Origin of the sequence: Streptomyces triticirhizae (assembly GCF_003696235.1) — a bacterium.
Lineage (GTDB): Bacteria > Actinomycetota > Actinomycetes > Streptomycetales > Streptomycetaceae > Streptomyces > Streptomyces triticirhizae.
Genome location: NZ_RFFJ01000019.1, coordinates 1 through 15,219, shown reverse-complemented (window position 1 = coordinate 15,219; position 15,219 = coordinate 1). Strand labels below are relative to the sequence as shown.

Below are 15,219 nucleotides of genomic sequence, written 5' to 3'. Positions count from 1 at the left end.
CTCGCCCTTGTTCGCCACCCGAGGGAAGACGCGCATGACCGTGCACATCGAGGAAGCACCGGCACCACCGCCCCCGGTGAAGGGGAGCCGGGGACCAGGCGAGGGCCGGCGGCCACCGCGCCGGCGGGTGCCCTCGGGCCTGGTGCCGTACCTGCTGCTGGCACCCGCCGTGTTCGCCCTGCTGGCGGTCCTCGGCTACGCCCTGGCCCGGAACGTGCTCATCTCGTTCCAGGAGTTCGGCCGCCGGCAGCTGATCTCCCGGACCACGGAGTGGACCGGGCTCGACAACTACAAGGCGGTCCTGGAGAACGAACGTTTCTGGGACTCCCTGGTCCGCACCTTCTTCTTCATGGCCGCCAACGTGGTCCTGATCATGGTCCTCGGAACGCTGCTGGGGCTGCTGCTCAACGCCCTCGGCAAGAAGATGCGGCTGGTGCTGGCCATCTCCCTGGTGGCGGCCTGGGCGATGCCGGTGATCCCCAGCACCACGGTCTTCCGGTGGCTCTTCGACACCCAGTTCGGCCTCGCCAACTGGGTGATGCGCACCCTCGGCTTCTCCGGCTACGACCAGCACAACTGGTTCGGCAGCGGCATGTCCACGCTGGCCATCGTCACCCTGCTGATCGTCTGGACCTCGGTCCCGTTCGTCGCCCTCAACCTCTACGCGGGGCTGACCACCGTCAGCGGCGAGATCTGGGAGGCCGCCCGGTGCGACGGGGCCTCCTCGCAGCGGATCTTCTGGTCCATCCTGATGCCGATCATGCGGCCCTTCTTCATGATCACCACGTTCCTGGAGATCATCTGGGTCTTCAAGGCGTTCGCGCAGATCTACGCGATGAACGCCGGCGGGCCCGACCGCCAGTCCGAGACCCTCCCGGTGATGGCCTACGTCGAGGGCATGGGGCAGAACCAGTACGGCATGGCCGCCGCGATCTCGGTGCTGACGCTGGTGATCCTGCTGATCGCCATGTCCTTCTACTTCCGGCTGATCCTCAAGCAGGAGAAGGAGAACTCATGAGGAAGGTCTGGCTCAACGGCACGGCCCTGGTGCTGTCCGCGCTGTTCATCTTCCCCGTCTACTGGATGGTCAGCACCTCCTTCAAGAGCAACTCCCAGGTGCTCACCAAGGAACCCGTCTTCTTCTTCACGCCGACCTTCGAGCACTACTCGACGGCCACCGGGGTCGAGCTGTTCTGGACCTATGTGACCAACAGCGTCGTCGTCACCGTCGGGGCCGTGCTGCTGGCGCTCGCCGTCGCGCTGGCCGCCAGCTACGCCATCGCCCGGCTGGAGTTCAAGGGCCGCAGGGGCATGGTGATCGCGGTGATGATGGCGCAGATGGCGCCCTGGGAGATCCTGATCATCGTCGTCTATCTGAACGCCAGGGACGCCGAGATGCTCAACAGCCTCCTGACCCTGACGCTGATCTACTTCGTGATGTCCCTGCCCTTCACCATCTGGACGCTGCGCGGCTTCATCGCGGCGGTGCCCAAGGAACTGGAGGAGTCGGCGATGCTCGACGGCTGTAACCGGCGCCAGGCGTTCCTGCGGGTGATCTTCCCGCTGCTGGGCCCGGGGCTGATGGCCACCTCGCTCTTCGGCTTCATCGCGGCGTGGAACGAGTACGCCATGGTGCTGGTCCTCAACAAGTCGCCCGACGCCGCCACCCTCCCGCTCTGGCTGACGCAGTTCCAGACGAACTTCGGCAACGACTGGGGCGCCACCATGGCCGCCTCCACCCTGGTCACCATCCCCGTGCTGATCGTCTTCCTCCTTCTCCAGCGACGGGCCACCGGCGGGCTCTCCGCCGGGGCCGTGAAGGGATAACGCGCCATGACCACCGTGGTACCCGACTCCGACACCGTCACCCGGGACGCGCTGGCCGTTCTGCAACCCACCTTCGCCGGCACCCACCGGGCGCCCGACTGGCTGCTGGCCCAGCTGGAGAACGGGATGACCGGCGTCGGGCTCTTCGGCAGGAACGTGGTCTCCACCGAGCAACTCGCCGAGCTGACCGGGCATCTGCGGCAGGCAAGGCCCGACGTGTTGGTGGCCGTCGACGAGGAGGGCGGCGACGTCACCCGCCTCGACGTGCACGGCGGGTCCTCGGTCCCCGGCAACCACGCGCTCGGCAGCGTCGACGACCCGGAGTTGACCCGCGCGGTCGCGGCCGAGATCGGCCGCCGGCTCGCCGCCTGCGGGGTCAACGTCAACTGGGCGCCGTCCGCCGACATCAACTCCGACCCGGAGAACCCCGTGATCGGGGTCCGCTCCTTCGGCGAGGAACCCGACCTCGTCGCCCGGCACACCGTCGCCTATGTGGAGGGGCTCCAGTCCGCAGGCGTGGCCGCCTGCGTCAAGCACTTCCCCGGACACGGCAACACCAACGTGGACTCCCACCACGCGCTCCCACGCATCGACATCGACCTGGAGACGCTCCACGAGCGGGAGTTGGCGCCCTTCAGGGCCGCGATAGCCGCCGGCACCCGGTGCGTGATGAGCGCCCACATCGTGGTGCCCGCGCTCGACCCCGACCGGCCCGGCACCCTCAGCCCCGCCGTGCTGACCGGTCTGCTGCGCGCCCCGGCCGCCGAGGGCGGCCTCGGCTTCGACGGGCTGATCTACTCCGACGCCATCGAGATGCGGGCGGTGGCCGAGACCTACGGCCTGGAACAGGGCTGCGTCCTGGCCGTCGCTGCCGGCGCCGACGCGCTCTGCATCGGCGGCACCCCCTCCGACGAGGCCGAGGTGCTGCGGCTCCGCGACGCCCTGGTGCGGGCCGTGCGCTCCGGCGAACTCCCCGAGGAACGGCTCCACGAGGCGGCGGAGCGGGTGCGGGCCCTGGGCCGCTGGACCGCCGCCGAACGGGAACGGGGCGCGGCCGACCCGGCCGGCGCCGATGGCACCGGGATCGGGCTGACCGCCGCCCGCCGCGCGGTGCGCGTCAGCCGTCCCGACGACGCCCCGCTCCAACCCCTGACCGGGCCGGCCCATGTGGTCACCCTCAGCCCTGCGGCCAACATCGCCGTGGGCGAGGAGACTCCCTGGGGCCCCGGCGCCGAACTGGCCCGGCTGCTCCCCGGCACCACCGTCAGCGGCCACGCCGGCGCCGACGCCGAACGCGCGGGCCCCGCCGGGCTCGCCCGCCAGGTGCTGGCGGCGGCGGGGGAGCGGCACCTGGTCGTCGTCGTCAGGGACCGCCACCGCCACGCCTGGATGGCCGAGACCGTCGCCGAACTCCTCGCGGCCAGGCCGGAGTCCGTCGTGGTGGAGATGGGCGTGCCGCACGCCCCGCCCGTGGGCGGCACGCATCTGGCCACCTACGGCGCCGCCCGGGTCTGTGCCCAGGCCGCCGCCGAGGCCCTCACCGGCCGCCGCGCCGACTGAGTCGGCCGGCCGGCCCGTTCCGTCGCCGTGTCCCACGGCCCCTCCTCGCGTTCCCCTTCGTGTGACGCGCGCGCCGCCCCGGCGGCGCGCGCCCTGTCCGTCCGATGTCCTCGTCCGCACCCTTCCGGCTGGGAGAAGCCCCGATGTCCGCCACCGAGCCAGGCCGGCTGATGTTCGCCGAGATGACCGAGCAACCCGCCGTGCTGCGCCGCCTGTTGGAGCAGGGGGCCCCGCGCGTCGCCGACGTCGCGCGGCAGATCGCGGAGCGTCAACCGCGCTTCGTCCTGCTGACCGGGCGCGGCACCTCAGACAACGCCGCGCTCTACGCCAAGTACCTGCTGGAAGTCCGCCTGGGACTGCCCTGTGGTCTCACCTCCATGTCCACCACCACCGCCTACGAGGCCAAGCCCGACCTGCGCGACTGCCTGGTGATCGCCGTCAGCCAGTCAGGCGGCTCGCCCGACCTGGTGGCCTCCACCACCGCCGCCCGCGAGGGCGGCGCGATCACCCTCGCCGTCACCAACAACCCGGAGTCCCCGCTGGCCAGGGCCAGCGAGTACGCCATCGACGTGCTGGCCGGGCCCGAGCGCGCGCTGCCCGCCACCAAGACCTACACCGCCGAGCTGTTGGCGCTCTATCTCTTTGTCGTCGCCCTGGGCGGCGGCGACGGCACCGCCGCCGCCCGGCCTCTGCCCGACCTGGCCGAGCGCGTCCTGGCCCGCCGGGACGAGATCCGCCAACTGGCCGCCCGCTACCGCTTCGCCGAACGCATGGTCCTCACCTCGCGCGGCTACGGCTACCCCACCGCCAGGGAGGCGGCGTTGAAGCTGATGGAGACCAGCTATGTGCCGGCCCTGGCCTACTCGGGCGCCGACCTGCTCCACGGCCCGCTGGCCATGGTGGACAACGTCTTCCCGGTGATCGCCATCGTCACCGGGGGCAGGGGCGGCGACGCCCTGCGCCCGGTGCTCGACCGGCTCACCGACCGGGGAGCCGACCTGATGGTCGTCGGCCCCGAGCGTGCCCTGGCCGGGGCCTCGGCGGGCTTCGCCCTGCCCACCGACGACCTGGACGAGGAGCTGGCGCCGATCCTGGAGATCATCCCGCTCCAGCTCCTCGCCTACGAGGTGACCCGCGCCCGGGGCCAGGACCCCGACGTCCCCCGCGCGTTGGCCAAGGTCACCGAGACGCGCTAGCCGGGGCGCCGGACTCAGAGCAGAGCACCCCCGGTGGCGTCGATGGACTGGCCGGTGACCCAGCGGGAGTCGGCCGAGGCGAGGAAGGCGACCACGTCGGCTATGTGCGCCGGCGTCCCCACCTCGCCGAGCGGCGACATGCTCGCGATCGCCGCCCTCCGCTCGGGGTCGGACAGCTCCAGCCGTGCGTTCATCTCCGTGTCGACGATGCCGGGGGAGACCGCGTTGACCGTGATCCCGCGCGGGCCCAACTCCCCGGCCAGAGCCGCCGTCAGAGCCTCGATGGCGGCCTTGGTCATCGAGTAGGCGACCAGGTCCGGCATCATGCCGGGCCGCCGGGCGAGCCCGGAGGAGAGGTTGACGATCCGGCCGCCGTCCCGCAGCCGCGAGAGCCCGTGCTGGATCACGAAGAACGGGGCCCGGACGTTGACCGCCTGGACGCGGTCGAACTCCTCGGCCGTCGTCGCCGCGATCCCTCCGCCGCCGTCGCCGACGCCCGCGTTGTTCACCAGGATGTCCAGGCCGTCGGCCCGCTCGTCGAAGGCCGCCCACAGCGCCTCCGCGTCCCCCGGCTCGCCCAGCCTCGCCCCGATGGCGAAGGCGCTGCCGCCGGCCGCCTCGATGGCGGCGACCGTCTCCTTCGCCGCCGCGTCGCGCTCCCCGTAGTGCACCGCGACCCGGGCGCCCTCGCGCGCCAGCCGCTCGGCGATGCCCCGCCCGATGCCCCGGCTGCCCCCGGTGACCAGCGCCGTCCTGCCCTTCAGCGTGCCCATGAGGCGCACCTCTTCCCCTGAGATCGCCCCGGTATCGACGCCCCGGGCGAATTGACTAGTGCTCGTTACAGAAAGAACCGTAGCACCATTTCTCGAACGAGCGCTATAGAATTGGCGGCATGGTCACCCGATCGCGTGGACGCCCCCGTTCCTTTGACCGCGACGCCGCGCTGGAGCAGGCCACGCGCGCCTTCTGGCAGCACGGCTACGAGGCCACCTCGATCTCCGACCTGACCGCCGCCATGGGCATCGGGGCGCCCAGCCTCTACGCCGCCTTCGGGGACAAGCGCACGCTCTTCGAGCAGGTCGTGGCGCACTACGTGGAGCGCTACGGCTCCTTCGTCGGCCGGGCCATGGCCGAGGAGCCCACCGCCCGCGCGGCCGTCGGCCGGGTGCTGCGCGAGGCGGCCGTGGAGTACACCACGCCGGGCCGCCCCACGGGCTGCCTGATCGTCTCGGCGGTCACCAACTACCAGGAGTCCGTGCGCGAGGTGGCCGAGGAGCTGCGCGTCGTGCGCGAGGGGAACCTGCGCGCCTTCCGCGGCCGGATCAGGATGGACATCGCCTCGGGCGTGCTCCCGGCGAGCGTGGACGCCGACGCCCTCGCCCGGTACACGGGCGTCGTGATGCAGGGGATGAGCCAGCAGGCACGGGACGGCGCGGACGTCGAGGAGTTGACCGCCGTGGCGGAGCTGGCGATGAGCGCCTGGCCCCGGGAACTGCCGCAGGAGGACGCCGAGCGGGAGAGGTGAACCGGACCTCGGCGGGGAACCACCCACGGGCCGCGGCACCGAAGAGGGACCCTCAACCCTCTTGGCACCGCAGCCCGGAGCGATATGGGCCCGGGGCGCCGTCAGGGCAGAAAGCGCCGGGCCCCGCTCTGCTCTCCTGTGCGGGGAGAGCAGAAGTCAACGGTTACCTCATTCTGGACCGGCCGCCTCCCATGTGTCCATGCTCTGAACGGACTTCCTGCCCCGTTTCGCCGTTCCCCGTCACAAGTTGATCACAAGGCGCATCGGAACCGTCTCAAGGCGTACGCCGGTAAGCTCCGGGTGTGCCCTCCATGAACGACCTCGTACGTCAGCACACCGCCCTGGGGACCGGAGACCTGGAGTGGCTCCACCTCCTGGTCTCCGAGTGGCAGCTCCTGTCCGACCTGTCCTTCGCCGACCTGGTGCTGTGGCTGCCGACCGAGGACGGCACCCGCTATGTCTCCGTCGCCCAGATGCGGCCCAACACCGGCCCCACCTCGTACCAGGACGACATGGTCGGCCACCTCGTCCCCCGGGGCCGGCGGCCGCTGCTGGACGTGGCGCTGGACGAGGGCCGGATCGTGCGCGAGGGCGACCCGGAGTGGCGCGAGGAGGTGCCGGTGCGGGTGGAGTCGATCCCGGTCCGTCGGGAGGGCCGGGTGCTCGGGGTGATCGCCCGCAACACCAACCTGCTGACCGTGCGGACCCCCAGCCGGCTCGAACTCACCTATCTCCAGAGCGCGTCCGACCTGGCGCAGATGATCGCCGGAGGTGCCTTCCCGTTCCCCGGGCAGCAGGTGGGGATGGACCGGGCGCCCCGCGTCGGCGACGGCTTCATCCGGCTGGACGCCGATGGCGTGGTGCAGTACGCCAGCCCCAACGCCCTCTCCGCGTACCACCGCCTGGGCCTGGCCACGGATCTGGTGGGTCTCCCGCTGGGGCCGACCACCGCCGAACTGGCGCCCACCCGAGGGCCGGTGGACGAGTCCCTGGTGAAGCTGGCCAGCGGCTGGGCGCCCAGGGAGGCCGAGATCGAGGGCGCCGACTGCGTGATCCAGCTCCGGGCGATCCCGCTCAAGCCCAAGGGCGAGCGCATCGGGTCGTTGATACTCCTGCGCGATGTGACGGAGTTGCGCCGGCGGGAGCGCGAGTTGATCACCAAGGACGCCACCATCCGGGAGATCCACCACCGGGTGAAGAACAACCTCCAGACGGTGGCCGCGCTGCTGCGCCTCCAGGCGCGCCGGATCGGCGCCGCCGGGGACTCCAGCGCCAGGGCCGCGCTGGAGGAGGCGGTGCGCCGGGTCGGCTCGATCGCCATCGTGCACGAGACGCTCTCCCAGAACCTCGACGAGCGCGTGGAGTTCGACGAGATCGCGGACCGGGTGATCACCATGGTCGCCGAACTCTCCCCGGAGGGAAGGGTGGTGGGCCGGCGCACCGGCCGCTTCGGCATCCTGGACGCGGAGACCGCGACGCCGCTGTCCATGGTGCTCACCGAGGTCCTCCAGAACGCCCTGGAACACGGCTTCGGCCCCGGCGAGCGGGGCGCCATCGACGTGGTGGCGGCGCGCACCGACGCGCCACGCGGCCCCAGCCGGCTGCTGGTCACGGTGGAGGACGACGGGCGCGGCCTGCCCGCCGGCTTCGACCCGCGCGGCGACGGGAACCTCGGCCTCCAGATCGTGCGCACCCTGGTGGAGGGGGAGTTGGGCGGGCGCTTCGACATGCTGCCGTCCGACGGCGGCGGCACCCGGGTGGTGCTGGACCTGCCGCTGGAACCGGAGAAGCGCTGACGGGTGAGGCGGGCGTCGCCTCGTTGACGCGGCGTCAGCCCGCGTCCTGGCGAGTCCGCCGGGCAGCACTAAGCCCCGGCGTCCTGGCCGGTGTTCGGCCGGGTGCCGGGGCTCATCACGTCCTACGCGATATGCACCGTGGGCGGTGCGGGTGCTGCGGCTCGGGGCAGCGAAGGTGGTGGCGGCGAGCCTGTCAGGCGGTGGCCTTACGCGCCCGGTTGCGAGCGGCGCGACGCTTCATCGCACGGCGCTCGTCCTCGCTCATGCCGCCCCACACGCCGGAGTCCTGACCGGACTCCAGAGCCCACTGCAAGCACTGCTCCATCACGGGGCAGCGGCGGCAGACGGCCTTGGCTTCCTCGATCTGCAGCAGCGCGGGACCGGTGTTGCCGATGGGGAAGAACAGCTCGGGGTCTTCCTCGCGGCAAACGGCGCTGTGACGCCAGTCCATGTCTGCTCCATCTCCTGCACGTTGCAGTTACATTGCTTGTGAATGTGAACGCTTTCACGAATCCCCTCACGAAGCAATGAGTGCCGCTGGACGTCACTCTGGGTGAGGACCTCACTGCGATCCCGGAGGATGAGGAGGAAGGATTCGGACTCTCAAGGGGGCCAGAGGTTTGGCCGTCCCGATCGCCATGAAGAGGTTCGCAAACCTCGGCGACGGATACAACCCCTTCCGTGAAGTTTTTTTTGAATCCTTGGTGTCGCCTAGCTCACAACCCTAATTCCCTTGGGTGGAGTCTGCGCTAAACGTTCGACTACAAGGACTTTTGGCGGTTCCGCTCACACAATCACACGCAGTGCACGGCGCACGCCTGTGAAGGAGACGCTGTTTCGCAGTCCGAGGTGGTCACCATCAAGCTGAAACGGCAGTGGCACCTGCGATTGCAAGGTGAACTCCGTTTCGTCATGCAACGACACCACATGTCGGCCATGTGGCCCTCGGTCCGGGCTGGAGCGCAGGAGTTGGGTGCCGTAGCGGGTGACGGCGGCGGAGGAGAGGCGGGAGAGGCCGAGCACGTCGAGCGCGGTGTCGAAGGAGGCCCGGGGGGCCGCGTACATCGGCTTGTTGCCCAGGAACGTCCAGGGCGCGGTGTTGCAGACTATCGACAACACCAGCCCCTCGACCGGGTCTTGGCCCGGCCGCGTCAACGAGATGGTGCCGTGGGTGCGTTGGCGGTCGCCGAGGAAGTGCCGCATCGCCTGGCGGACGTAGAGCGCGTGGGTGGAGCGTTTGCCGCGCTCGCGCTGGCCCTCGACCCGGCCGATCACCCCGGCGTCGAAGCCGTATCCGGCGCAGAACGTGAACCAGCGGCTCGGCACCTCGGCGTCCTGGGTGCCCGGGGTCCCGGTGGCCAGGCCCAGGCCGATGGCGCGCTCGGAGCCCGCGTGCAGGGCGTCGAGGAGCGCGCCGGTGGCCTCCACCGCGTCGTTGGGGAGGCCGAGGGCGCGCGCGAAGACGTTGGTGGAGCCGCCGGGCACGACGGCCAGCCGGGGCAGGTGGCCGTCCCGGTCGGGGCCGTCGTGCAGCAGCCCGTTGACCACCTCGTTGACCGTGCCGTCGCCGCCCAGGGCGATCACCACGTCGGTGCCGGCCTCGGCGGCCCGGCGGGCCAGCCGGCGGGCGTGGCCCCGGTACTCGGTGGCGGCGACGTCGAGCTTGACGTCGCTGGCGAGCGCGTGGCTGATCACGTCCCTGGTGCGCGCACTGGTGGTGGTGGCGACGGGGTTGACCACGAGAAGTGCGCGCATGGGTGCAGGGTACCCAGGTCGGGGCGGGGGAGGTGTCGGCGGTGCCTTATACCCTGGCCGGGTGAGCGAGAAGAGCGCGCGGAGCCCCGGGGGGACGGACGGGGAGATGGCCGCGGCAGGGAAGGACGCCGCGCGGCCGCGCAGGGTGGCGGTGGCCGCCGTGGTGTGCGCGGCCCAGGGCGCGGTGCTGGTCGGGGTGGGGCTGGTGATCCTGGTGTTGGCGCTGACCGGGGACCCGGGCGATCCCGCGCAGGCGGTCGCGGGCGCGGTGACGCTGGTGGCGCTGGCGGTGCTGCCGCTGGTCGCCGGGCACGGGCTGTGGCGGCTGCGGCGGTGGAGCCGGGGGCCAGGGGTGATGGCGCAGCTGTTGGCGCTGCCGGTCGCGTTCACGCTGCTGGGGAGCGGGGGCGGCTGGGTCGCGGCCGCGTTGCCGCTGGCCGCCTCCGCGCTGTTGGTGCTCGGCTGTGTGCTCAGCCCGACGGCGACCGAGGCGCTGGGGGTGGGGCCGCGCTCCGCCTGAGGGGGCGGAGCGGGGGCGGGTGCGCGTGGGGCGCGCGGCGTTGGGCTCACTCCTCGACGAGGAGCTTCTCCCGGAGTTGGGCCAGGGTGCGGGCCAGGAGCCGGGAGACGTGCATCTGGGAGATGCCGACCTCCTGGGCGATCTGCGACTGGGTCATGTTGCCGAAGAAGCGCAGCAGCAGGATCTTCTTCTCGCGGGGCGGGAGTTGCTCCAGCAGCGGCTTGAGGGACTCCCGGTACTCCACGCCCTCCAGGGCGTCGTCCTCGGCGCCCAGGGTGTCGGCGACGGCCGGCGACTCGTCGTCCGTGTCGGGGACGTCCAGCGAGAGCGTGCTGTAGGCGTTGGCCGACTCCAGCCCCTCCAGCACGTCCTCCTCGGAGATGTTCAGTCGCTGGGCCAACTCGTGCACCGTGGGCGCGCGGCCGTGCTGTTGGGACAGCTCGGCGGTGGCCTGGCTCAGCGAGAGACGCAACTCCTGGAGCCGGCGCGGGACCCGCACCGCCCAGCCCTTGTCCCGGAAGTGGCGCTTGATCTCGCCGACCACCGTGGGCGTGGCATAGGTGGAGAACTCCACGCCGCGCTCGGGGTCGAAGCGGTCCACGGACTTGATCAGGCCGATGGTGGCGACCTGCGTCAGGTCGTCCAGCGGCTCGCCCCGGTTCCGGAAGCGGCGGGCCAGGTGCTCGACCAGCGGCAGGTGCATCCGCACCAGGGTGTCGCGCAACTCGGCGCGCTCGGCCGAGCCTTCGGGCAGGTTGCGCAGCTCGACGAAGAGGCCACGGGCCGCGCTCCGGTCCTGCGGGTCGGGAGCGACCCTGCGTCGCGGCTGCGGCTCGGCGCGCTCGGGTCGGCTCGCCGGTGCCACCGGGTCCACCGGATCGCTCTGCCCGGGAATGCTGGCGCCGGCCGGCTGTGCCGCCGTGCGCGCTGTCTGCTCCACCTCGTTCACCTCGGCCCCCTCGTCCCGTGGCGGCCCCTCGGCGCCGGTCACGGCGTTCCGGGGGCGGCGCCGCGCTTCTTGTGCAGGCTGATGCTGACCGTCCTGTCCTCGGCGACGGCCGATTCGACCTCGCCGGCGAGCGCGGTGAGGACCGTCCAGGCGAACGTGTCCCGCTCCGGGGCGTGGCCCTCGGTGGTCGGGGCCGAGACCGTCACCCGGAGCGCGTCGCCGACCAGCGTGAAGACGCAGTCGAGCACGCTTCCGGGGATGGCCTGTTGGAGCAGGATCGCGCAGGCTTCGTCGACCGCGATGCGGAGGTCCTCGATCTCGTCGAGGGTGAAGTCCAGCCGCGCGGCGAGCCCGGCCGTGGCCGTGCGCAGCACCGACAGATAGGCGCTGGCGGCCGGCAGCCGGACTTCGACGAAGTCCTGCGATCCGGGCTCACCTGGGAATGGGGACACCCTCACCTCCACAGAGACTCACAGTTCGTAGACGCTCCCTGGCACCGGTCGGTGCCCTGGCCGCCCTGCGACGCTACCGCGATCCACCGCGCGCTGTCGCCTGGCCCGGGGACGCGACCGACCGGCCTGACCACCTCAGCGGTATTACTCATCGTAGTGCGCTCGGTGCGTAGTGTGCCCGGTGAGGCCGCGTCAAATCCCCTGTCGGCGACAGATGTTGTGCGTGGTCACCGCGCGGTGGTCGTTGATCGTACTGCCCCGTTCGGCCGTCGTGTCACGCCCACCCGAGCTGGGTGAGTCCCACCTCGTCGGCCAGGCAGCGGTCGATCACACGGTCGGAGCCGAACACCACGTTCTCCGGGAGGGCGTTGACGTCGACCCAGCGCACCTCGGAGTGCTTGTCCGGTTCGACGTTGCGGGCCTCGCCGCGCCAGGTGTCGGTCAGGAAGATCACCGTGAGGAAGCCGTTGGGCGCCCCGACCCCGCGCGCCGCGTGCAGCACATGGGCGACCCGCAGCGAGGACTCCTCGACGACCAGGCCGGTCTCCTCCCGCAGCTCCCGCACGGCGGCGGTCGCCACGGGCTCGCCGGGGTCGCACTTGCCGACCGGCAGGTCCCACTGGCCGGGCGCGAACTTGGCCCTGGGGCCACGTCGCAGCAGCAGCACCCGGTTCGTGGCGCGGTCGTGGACGAGAACGGCGGCGGCGAGCAGGGTCATCGACTGGACGGCCGGCGGCAGGGTCTGCGACATGCCACCAGCCTAGGTGGGGCCGCCCGTTGGGCGGGAGTCGGCTCCTCGACGGCGGGCGGTGGCGGCCGGTCGGGTTCAGCGGGGGAACGGCGGCGGGCCCGGGTGCGGCCAGGCCGGGGTCGGCCGGCGGCGGGGCGCGCGGGCCGAACCGGCGAATCCCAGGCCGAGGATCGCGATCAGCAGGGCCGGCACCGAGAGCAGCATGGTGAGCAGCATCAGCGTGCCCCGGGTCGAGTCGAGGTACGCGCTCCAGTCGCCGATCCGGAAGGAGAGGGCCACGGCGCGGTACTCCAGGTAGGCGGCCATGGCCAGCAGCGTGAGGCCGGCGCCCCTGGCCACCGGCCTGCCCAGGCAGGCCAGCACCCCGACGACCAGCATGGAGATCGCCAGCGCCGCCTCGTGGAAGTAGATGCCGCTGGTCAGGGACGTGGGCGAGTGGAAGAGCGACGGGTCGACCAGGTCCCGGAAGTACTCGCCCCAGGACTTGAGGTCGTACTCGGCGGCCAGCCGCTGGTTGTCCAGCGTCCAGGCGAGGTCGGCCAGGGCCAGCGCGATCAGCAGGCCGCCGCCGAGGACGCCGAGGGTGCCCAACGGGCGGGGGCCGCCGGGGTGTTCGCCCGGGTGGGGCGGGAGCTGGCCGGCCGGTTCGCGGGCGGCTTCGCGGGCGGGGAGCAGCAGGATCAGCACGGTGACCGCGATCAGCAGGCCGACGGCGTAGGTCGCCAGGGTCCAGGGGCCGTAGGTGGGCGCGTCGAAGCCGGCGCGGTAGCCGTCGTCGAGGGCGCCGACGGCCTGCCGCAGGCAGAGCGCCAGCAGCAGGAAGGCCAGCACCAGCGCGCCGCCCCTGGCGACCCGGCGCTGGCAGAGGGCCAGCACGGCGACCGTGACCAGGGCGACGGCGAACATCCACTCGTACGGGGTCAACGCCCTCAGGTCCACGGGGCGGAGCGGGTCGACCAGCGCGCGGAACAGGTCGTCGGCGGAGCTGACGGGGGAGTCGTTGATCCCGGTGATCACCCAGGCGATCACGCCCCCGCCGAAGATCAACAGCAGCACGCCGGCGACGAGATACCGGGGTCCGTGCTCCAGGGAGGCGCGTGCGGGCGCGGGGTCGGGGAGGGGCGCGGGGACGTGCGGCGGTGCGCCGGGCGTGTTCGGCTCAGGTGGTGCGGTCATGGCTTCCCCCCGTGGCTGACGACAGGCCGCTGGTCGGCGGCCCTCTCGACCATGGCAGCGGTCGCGGGCGTGGGGAAGGCGCGGAGCCCGGGCTGTTGCGAAGGCGTTGCACGGGGCGCGGAAAACCGGGCGAGCGGGAGGGGCCGAACAACCAGAAAACCGCACCTTGCGGGTGCGGTGAATTCCTCGCTGCATTGCGTGGTTTGGCGTGCTCGATTGGGTGTCACACGTCAACTCCCAAGCGAATTCTGGCGAATAGGTGATTGCCTTGTCAAACGGCGGAGAAAGTCCGGAGATCGCGGCCGAACATGCCTGTCCGGACGGGCTGCACGCCCGTCTCGACCCCCTGCGGAACGAGGCCGTCGCCGCGCTCGACGCCACCCTGGCCAGCACCGGCCTCACCCACCAGGGCCTGGTCGAACGCGACCTGGGCGCACACGAGTTGGCGCGTCGGGTCGTCCGGTTCGACGCGGTGGACAGCGGCCTGTGCTTCGGGCGGCTCGATATGGCGAACACCACCGGAGGGAGGGCCGGACGCGAAATCGGCGCGGCGGATATCCAGGAGAGGAAGGGAGAGCCGGCGGGCGCGAATGCGGAAACCCGCTATGTGGGCCGGATCGGACTGCGTGCCGACGACGGGGAACTCACCCCGCTGCTGATCGACTGGCGGGCGCCGGCGGCCCGCCCGTTCTATGTGGCGACCGCTCTCCACCCGGAGCGGGTGAGAAGGCGGCGGCACATTCGGTCGCGGGGGCGGCGGGTGATCGGAATCTGGGACGAGGACTTCTCCGGCGGCACCTCCGAGGTCAACGGGGACGCCGCGCTGCTGGAGGCGCTCACCGTCGCCAGGACCGACCGGATGAGCGACATCGTGCCCACCATCCAGGCCGAGCAGGACGAGGTGATCCGCGCGCACCACGCCGGCGTGCTGGTGGTGCGGGGCGGCCCCGGCACCGGCAAGACGGCGGTGGCGCCGCACCGGGCCGCCTACCTGCTCCACACCCGGCGCGAACGGCTCGCCAGGAGTGGGGTGTTGGTGGTCGGGCCGACGGCGACGTTCCTCTCCTACATCGGGGAGGTGCTGCCCTCCCTGGGCGAGACCGGCGTGCTGCTGGCCACCGTAGACCGGCTCTTCGCCGGGGTGACCGCCCGGGGTGCCGGGCCGGCGGCGAGCGCGGAGACCAGGGGGCGGCTGGCCATGGCGGAGGTGCTGGCGGCCGCCGTCGAGGACCGCGGGCGGCCGCCGGACGAGGGTTGCCGACTCGTCGTGGACCGGCAGCCGTTGACCGTTCCGCACGAGGCGTGCGCGCGGCTGGTCGAGCGGACCCGTCAGGCCGGGCCGCGGCACAACGAGGCGGCTCCGGTCTTCCGGGACCTCCTCCTGGACGAGCTGGTCGAACGGGTCGCCGCCCGCTACGGGACCGACGTGCTGGACGGCAGCCCGCTGCTCACCGGCCCAGCGGGCGGCGGCCGACCGCACCCGGGCCGTCCGGGAACGCCGTGCTCGGCGCCCCGGACGGCCCGGGTGCGGGGGTGGTGCGGCCCATGACCGGGGGAAACGCCGGTCGGATGGGCGGGAGGACCGGGTCAGGCCTTCTTGGTCTCCCAGAAGATCTTGTCGATCTGGGCGATGTCTATGGGGGTGCTGGTCAGCGGGTCTGCATTCGAGGGATCGCAGGTCAGAGGGGTGAAGCTGTCGGGTTGCCCGGGGT

The 15,219-nt window shown here is 72.0% G+C and carries 15 protein-coding genes; 8 read left to right on the top strand and 7 right to left on the bottom strand.

Annotation, left to right across the window (positions count from 1 at the left end):
- Positions 1–34 precede the first annotated feature (34 nt).
- From EBN88_RS06120 to EBN88_RS06105, 4 genes are all read left to right on the top strand, one after another.
- Complete coding sequence (locus EBN88_RS06120) at positions 35–1,018, top strand: carbohydrate ABC transporter permease (RefSeq protein ID WP_122182775.1); 984 nt, start codon at positions 35–37, stop codon at positions 1,016–1,018.
- The gene (locus EBN88_RS06115) at positions 1,015–1,827 is read left to right on the top strand and encodes a carbohydrate ABC transporter permease (protein ID WP_122182774.1); all 813 of its coding nucleotides are present in this window, start codon (positions 1,015–1,017) and stop codon (positions 1,825–1,827) included. The genes EBN88_RS06120 and EBN88_RS06115 overlap by 4 nt, the downstream gene beginning before the upstream one ends.
- A 6-nt stretch (positions 1,828–1,833) precedes the next feature.
- On the top strand, positions 1,834–3,387 hold the full coding sequence (locus EBN88_RS06110) for a glycoside hydrolase family 3 protein (protein ID WP_122182773.1): 1,554 nt from the start codon (positions 1,834–1,836) through the stop codon (positions 3,385–3,387).
- A gap of 143 nt (positions 3,388–3,530) precedes the next feature.
- Positions 3,531–4,583 (top strand): SIS domain-containing protein, encoded by a 1,053-nt coding sequence (locus EBN88_RS06105; protein ID WP_407703378.1) that lies wholly within the window; start codon positions 3,531–3,533, stop codon positions 4,581–4,583.
- 14 nt (positions 4,584–4,597) lie between these two features.
- Here the strand turns inward: EBN88_RS06105 and EBN88_RS06100 are convergent, their stop codons facing one another.
- Positions 4,598–5,356 (bottom strand): SDR family oxidoreductase, encoded by a 759-nt coding sequence (locus tag EBN88_RS06100; RefSeq protein WP_122182771.1) that lies wholly within the window; start codon positions 5,354–5,356, stop codon positions 4,598–4,600.
- 119 nt (positions 5,357–5,475) lie between these two features.
- Between EBN88_RS06100 and EBN88_RS06095 the strand changes: the two genes are divergently transcribed.
- A complete protein-coding gene (locus EBN88_RS06095; RefSeq protein WP_122182770.1) occupies positions 5,476–6,108 on the top strand; it encodes a TetR/AcrR family transcriptional regulator in 633 nt (210 codons plus the stop codon).
- Between the two features lie 311 nt (positions 6,109–6,419).
- On the top strand, positions 6,420–7,904 hold the full coding sequence (locus EBN88_RS06090) for a sensor histidine kinase (protein WP_122182769.1): 1,485 nt from the start codon (positions 6,420–6,422) through the stop codon (positions 7,902–7,904).
- A 193-nt stretch (positions 7,905–8,097) separates the two neighbouring features.
- Here EBN88_RS06090 and EBN88_RS06085 read toward each other — a convergent pair whose 3' ends face one another.
- Together EBN88_RS06085 and EBN88_RS06080 are read right to left on the bottom strand one after the other, a co-directional pair.
- Positions 8,098–8,355, bottom strand: coding sequence for a WhiB family transcriptional regulator (locus tag EBN88_RS06085; protein ID WP_062206726.1), 258 nt, complete (start codon positions 8,353–8,355; stop codon positions 8,098–8,100).
- 335 nt (positions 8,356–8,690) lie between these two features.
- Positions 8,691–9,659, bottom strand: coding sequence for a diacylglycerol/lipid kinase family protein (locus EBN88_RS06080; protein ID WP_122182768.1), 969 nt, complete (start codon positions 9,657–9,659; stop codon positions 8,691–8,693).
- A 61-nt stretch (positions 9,660–9,720) separates the two neighbouring features.
- Here EBN88_RS06080 and EBN88_RS06075 point away from each other — a divergent pair, with 61 nt between their 5' ends.
- Positions 9,721–10,179, top strand: a complete 459-nt coding sequence (locus EBN88_RS06075) for a hypothetical protein (RefSeq protein ID WP_199742273.1) — start codon at positions 9,721–9,723, stop codon at positions 10,177–10,179.
- A 46-nt stretch (positions 10,180–10,225) separates the two neighbouring features.
- Here EBN88_RS06075 and EBN88_RS06070 read toward each other — a convergent pair whose 3' ends face one another.
- The 4 genes from EBN88_RS06070 to EBN88_RS06055 all read right to left on the bottom strand — a co-directional run bounded on the left by EBN88_RS06070 (position 10,226) and on the right by EBN88_RS06055 (position 13,507).
- A complete protein-coding gene (locus EBN88_RS06070; RefSeq protein WP_407703377.1) occupies positions 10,226–11,119 on the bottom strand; it encodes an RNA polymerase sigma factor SigF in 894 nt (297 codons plus the stop codon).
- Between the two features lie 47 nt (positions 11,120–11,166).
- Positions 11,167–11,580, bottom strand: a complete 414-nt coding sequence (locus EBN88_RS06065; protein WP_122182798.1) for an ATP-binding protein — start codon at positions 11,578–11,580, stop codon at positions 11,167–11,169.
- Positions 11,581–11,854: 274 nt separating this feature from the next.
- The gene (locus EBN88_RS06060) at positions 11,855–12,331 is read right to left on the bottom strand and encodes an NUDIX domain-containing protein (RefSeq protein ID WP_122182765.1); all 477 of its coding nucleotides are present in this window, start codon (positions 12,329–12,331) and stop codon (positions 11,855–11,857) included.
- Positions 12,332–12,406: 75 nt separating this feature from the next.
- On the bottom strand, positions 12,407–13,507 hold the full coding sequence (locus EBN88_RS06055) for a hypothetical protein (RefSeq protein ID WP_147472664.1): 1,101 nt from the start codon (positions 13,505–13,507) through the stop codon (positions 12,407–12,409).
- A 268-nt stretch (positions 13,508–13,775) separates the two neighbouring features.
- On the opposite strand from EBN88_RS06055, the gene EBN88_RS06050 reads away from it, so the two are divergent.
- Entirely contained in the window at positions 13,776–15,056 is a 1,281-nt protein-coding gene (locus tag EBN88_RS06050; protein WP_122182763.1) for a helicase domain-containing protein, read from the top strand.
- Positions 15,057–15,219 lie beyond the last annotated feature (163 nt).

Coding starts and splice junctions, on each gene's coding strand:
- EBN88_RS06105 (WP_407703378.1), top strand. CDS start 3,531: ATGTCCGCCACCGAGCCAGGCCGGCTGATGTTCGCCGAGATGACCGAG.
- EBN88_RS06110 (WP_122182773.1), top strand. CDS start 1,834: ATGACCACCGTGGTACCCGACTCCGACACCGTCACCCGGGACGCGCTG.
- EBN88_RS06080 (WP_122182768.1), bottom strand. CDS start 9,659: ATGCGCGCACTTCTCGTGGTCAACCCCGTCGCCACCACCACCAGTGCG.
- EBN88_RS06085 (WP_062206726.1), bottom strand. CDS start 8,355: ATGGACTGGCGTCACAGCGCCGTTTGCCGCGAGGAAGACCCCGAGCTG.
- EBN88_RS06120 (WP_122182775.1), top strand. CDS start 35: ATGACCGTGCACATCGAGGAAGCACCGGCACCACCGCCCCCGGTGAAG.
- EBN88_RS06060 (WP_122182765.1), bottom strand. CDS start 12,331: ATGTCGCAGACCCTGCCGCCGGCCGTCCAGTCGATGACCCTGCTCGCC.
- EBN88_RS06055 (WP_147472664.1), bottom strand. CDS start 13,507: ATGACCGCACCACCTGAGCCGAACACGCCCGGCGCACCGCCGCACGTC.
- EBN88_RS06100 (WP_122182771.1), bottom strand. CDS start 5,356: ATGGGCACGCTGAAGGGCAGGACGGCGCTGGTCACCGGGGGCAGCCGG.
- EBN88_RS06090 (WP_122182769.1), top strand. CDS start 6,420: ATGAACGACCTCGTACGTCAGCACACCGCCCTGGGGACCGGAGACCTG.
- EBN88_RS06095 (WP_122182770.1), top strand. CDS start 5,476: ATGGTCACCCGATCGCGTGGACGCCCCCGTTCCTTTGACCGCGACGCC.
- EBN88_RS06115 (WP_122182774.1), top strand. CDS start 1,015: ATGAGGAAGGTCTGGCTCAACGGCACGGCCCTGGTGCTGTCCGCGCTG.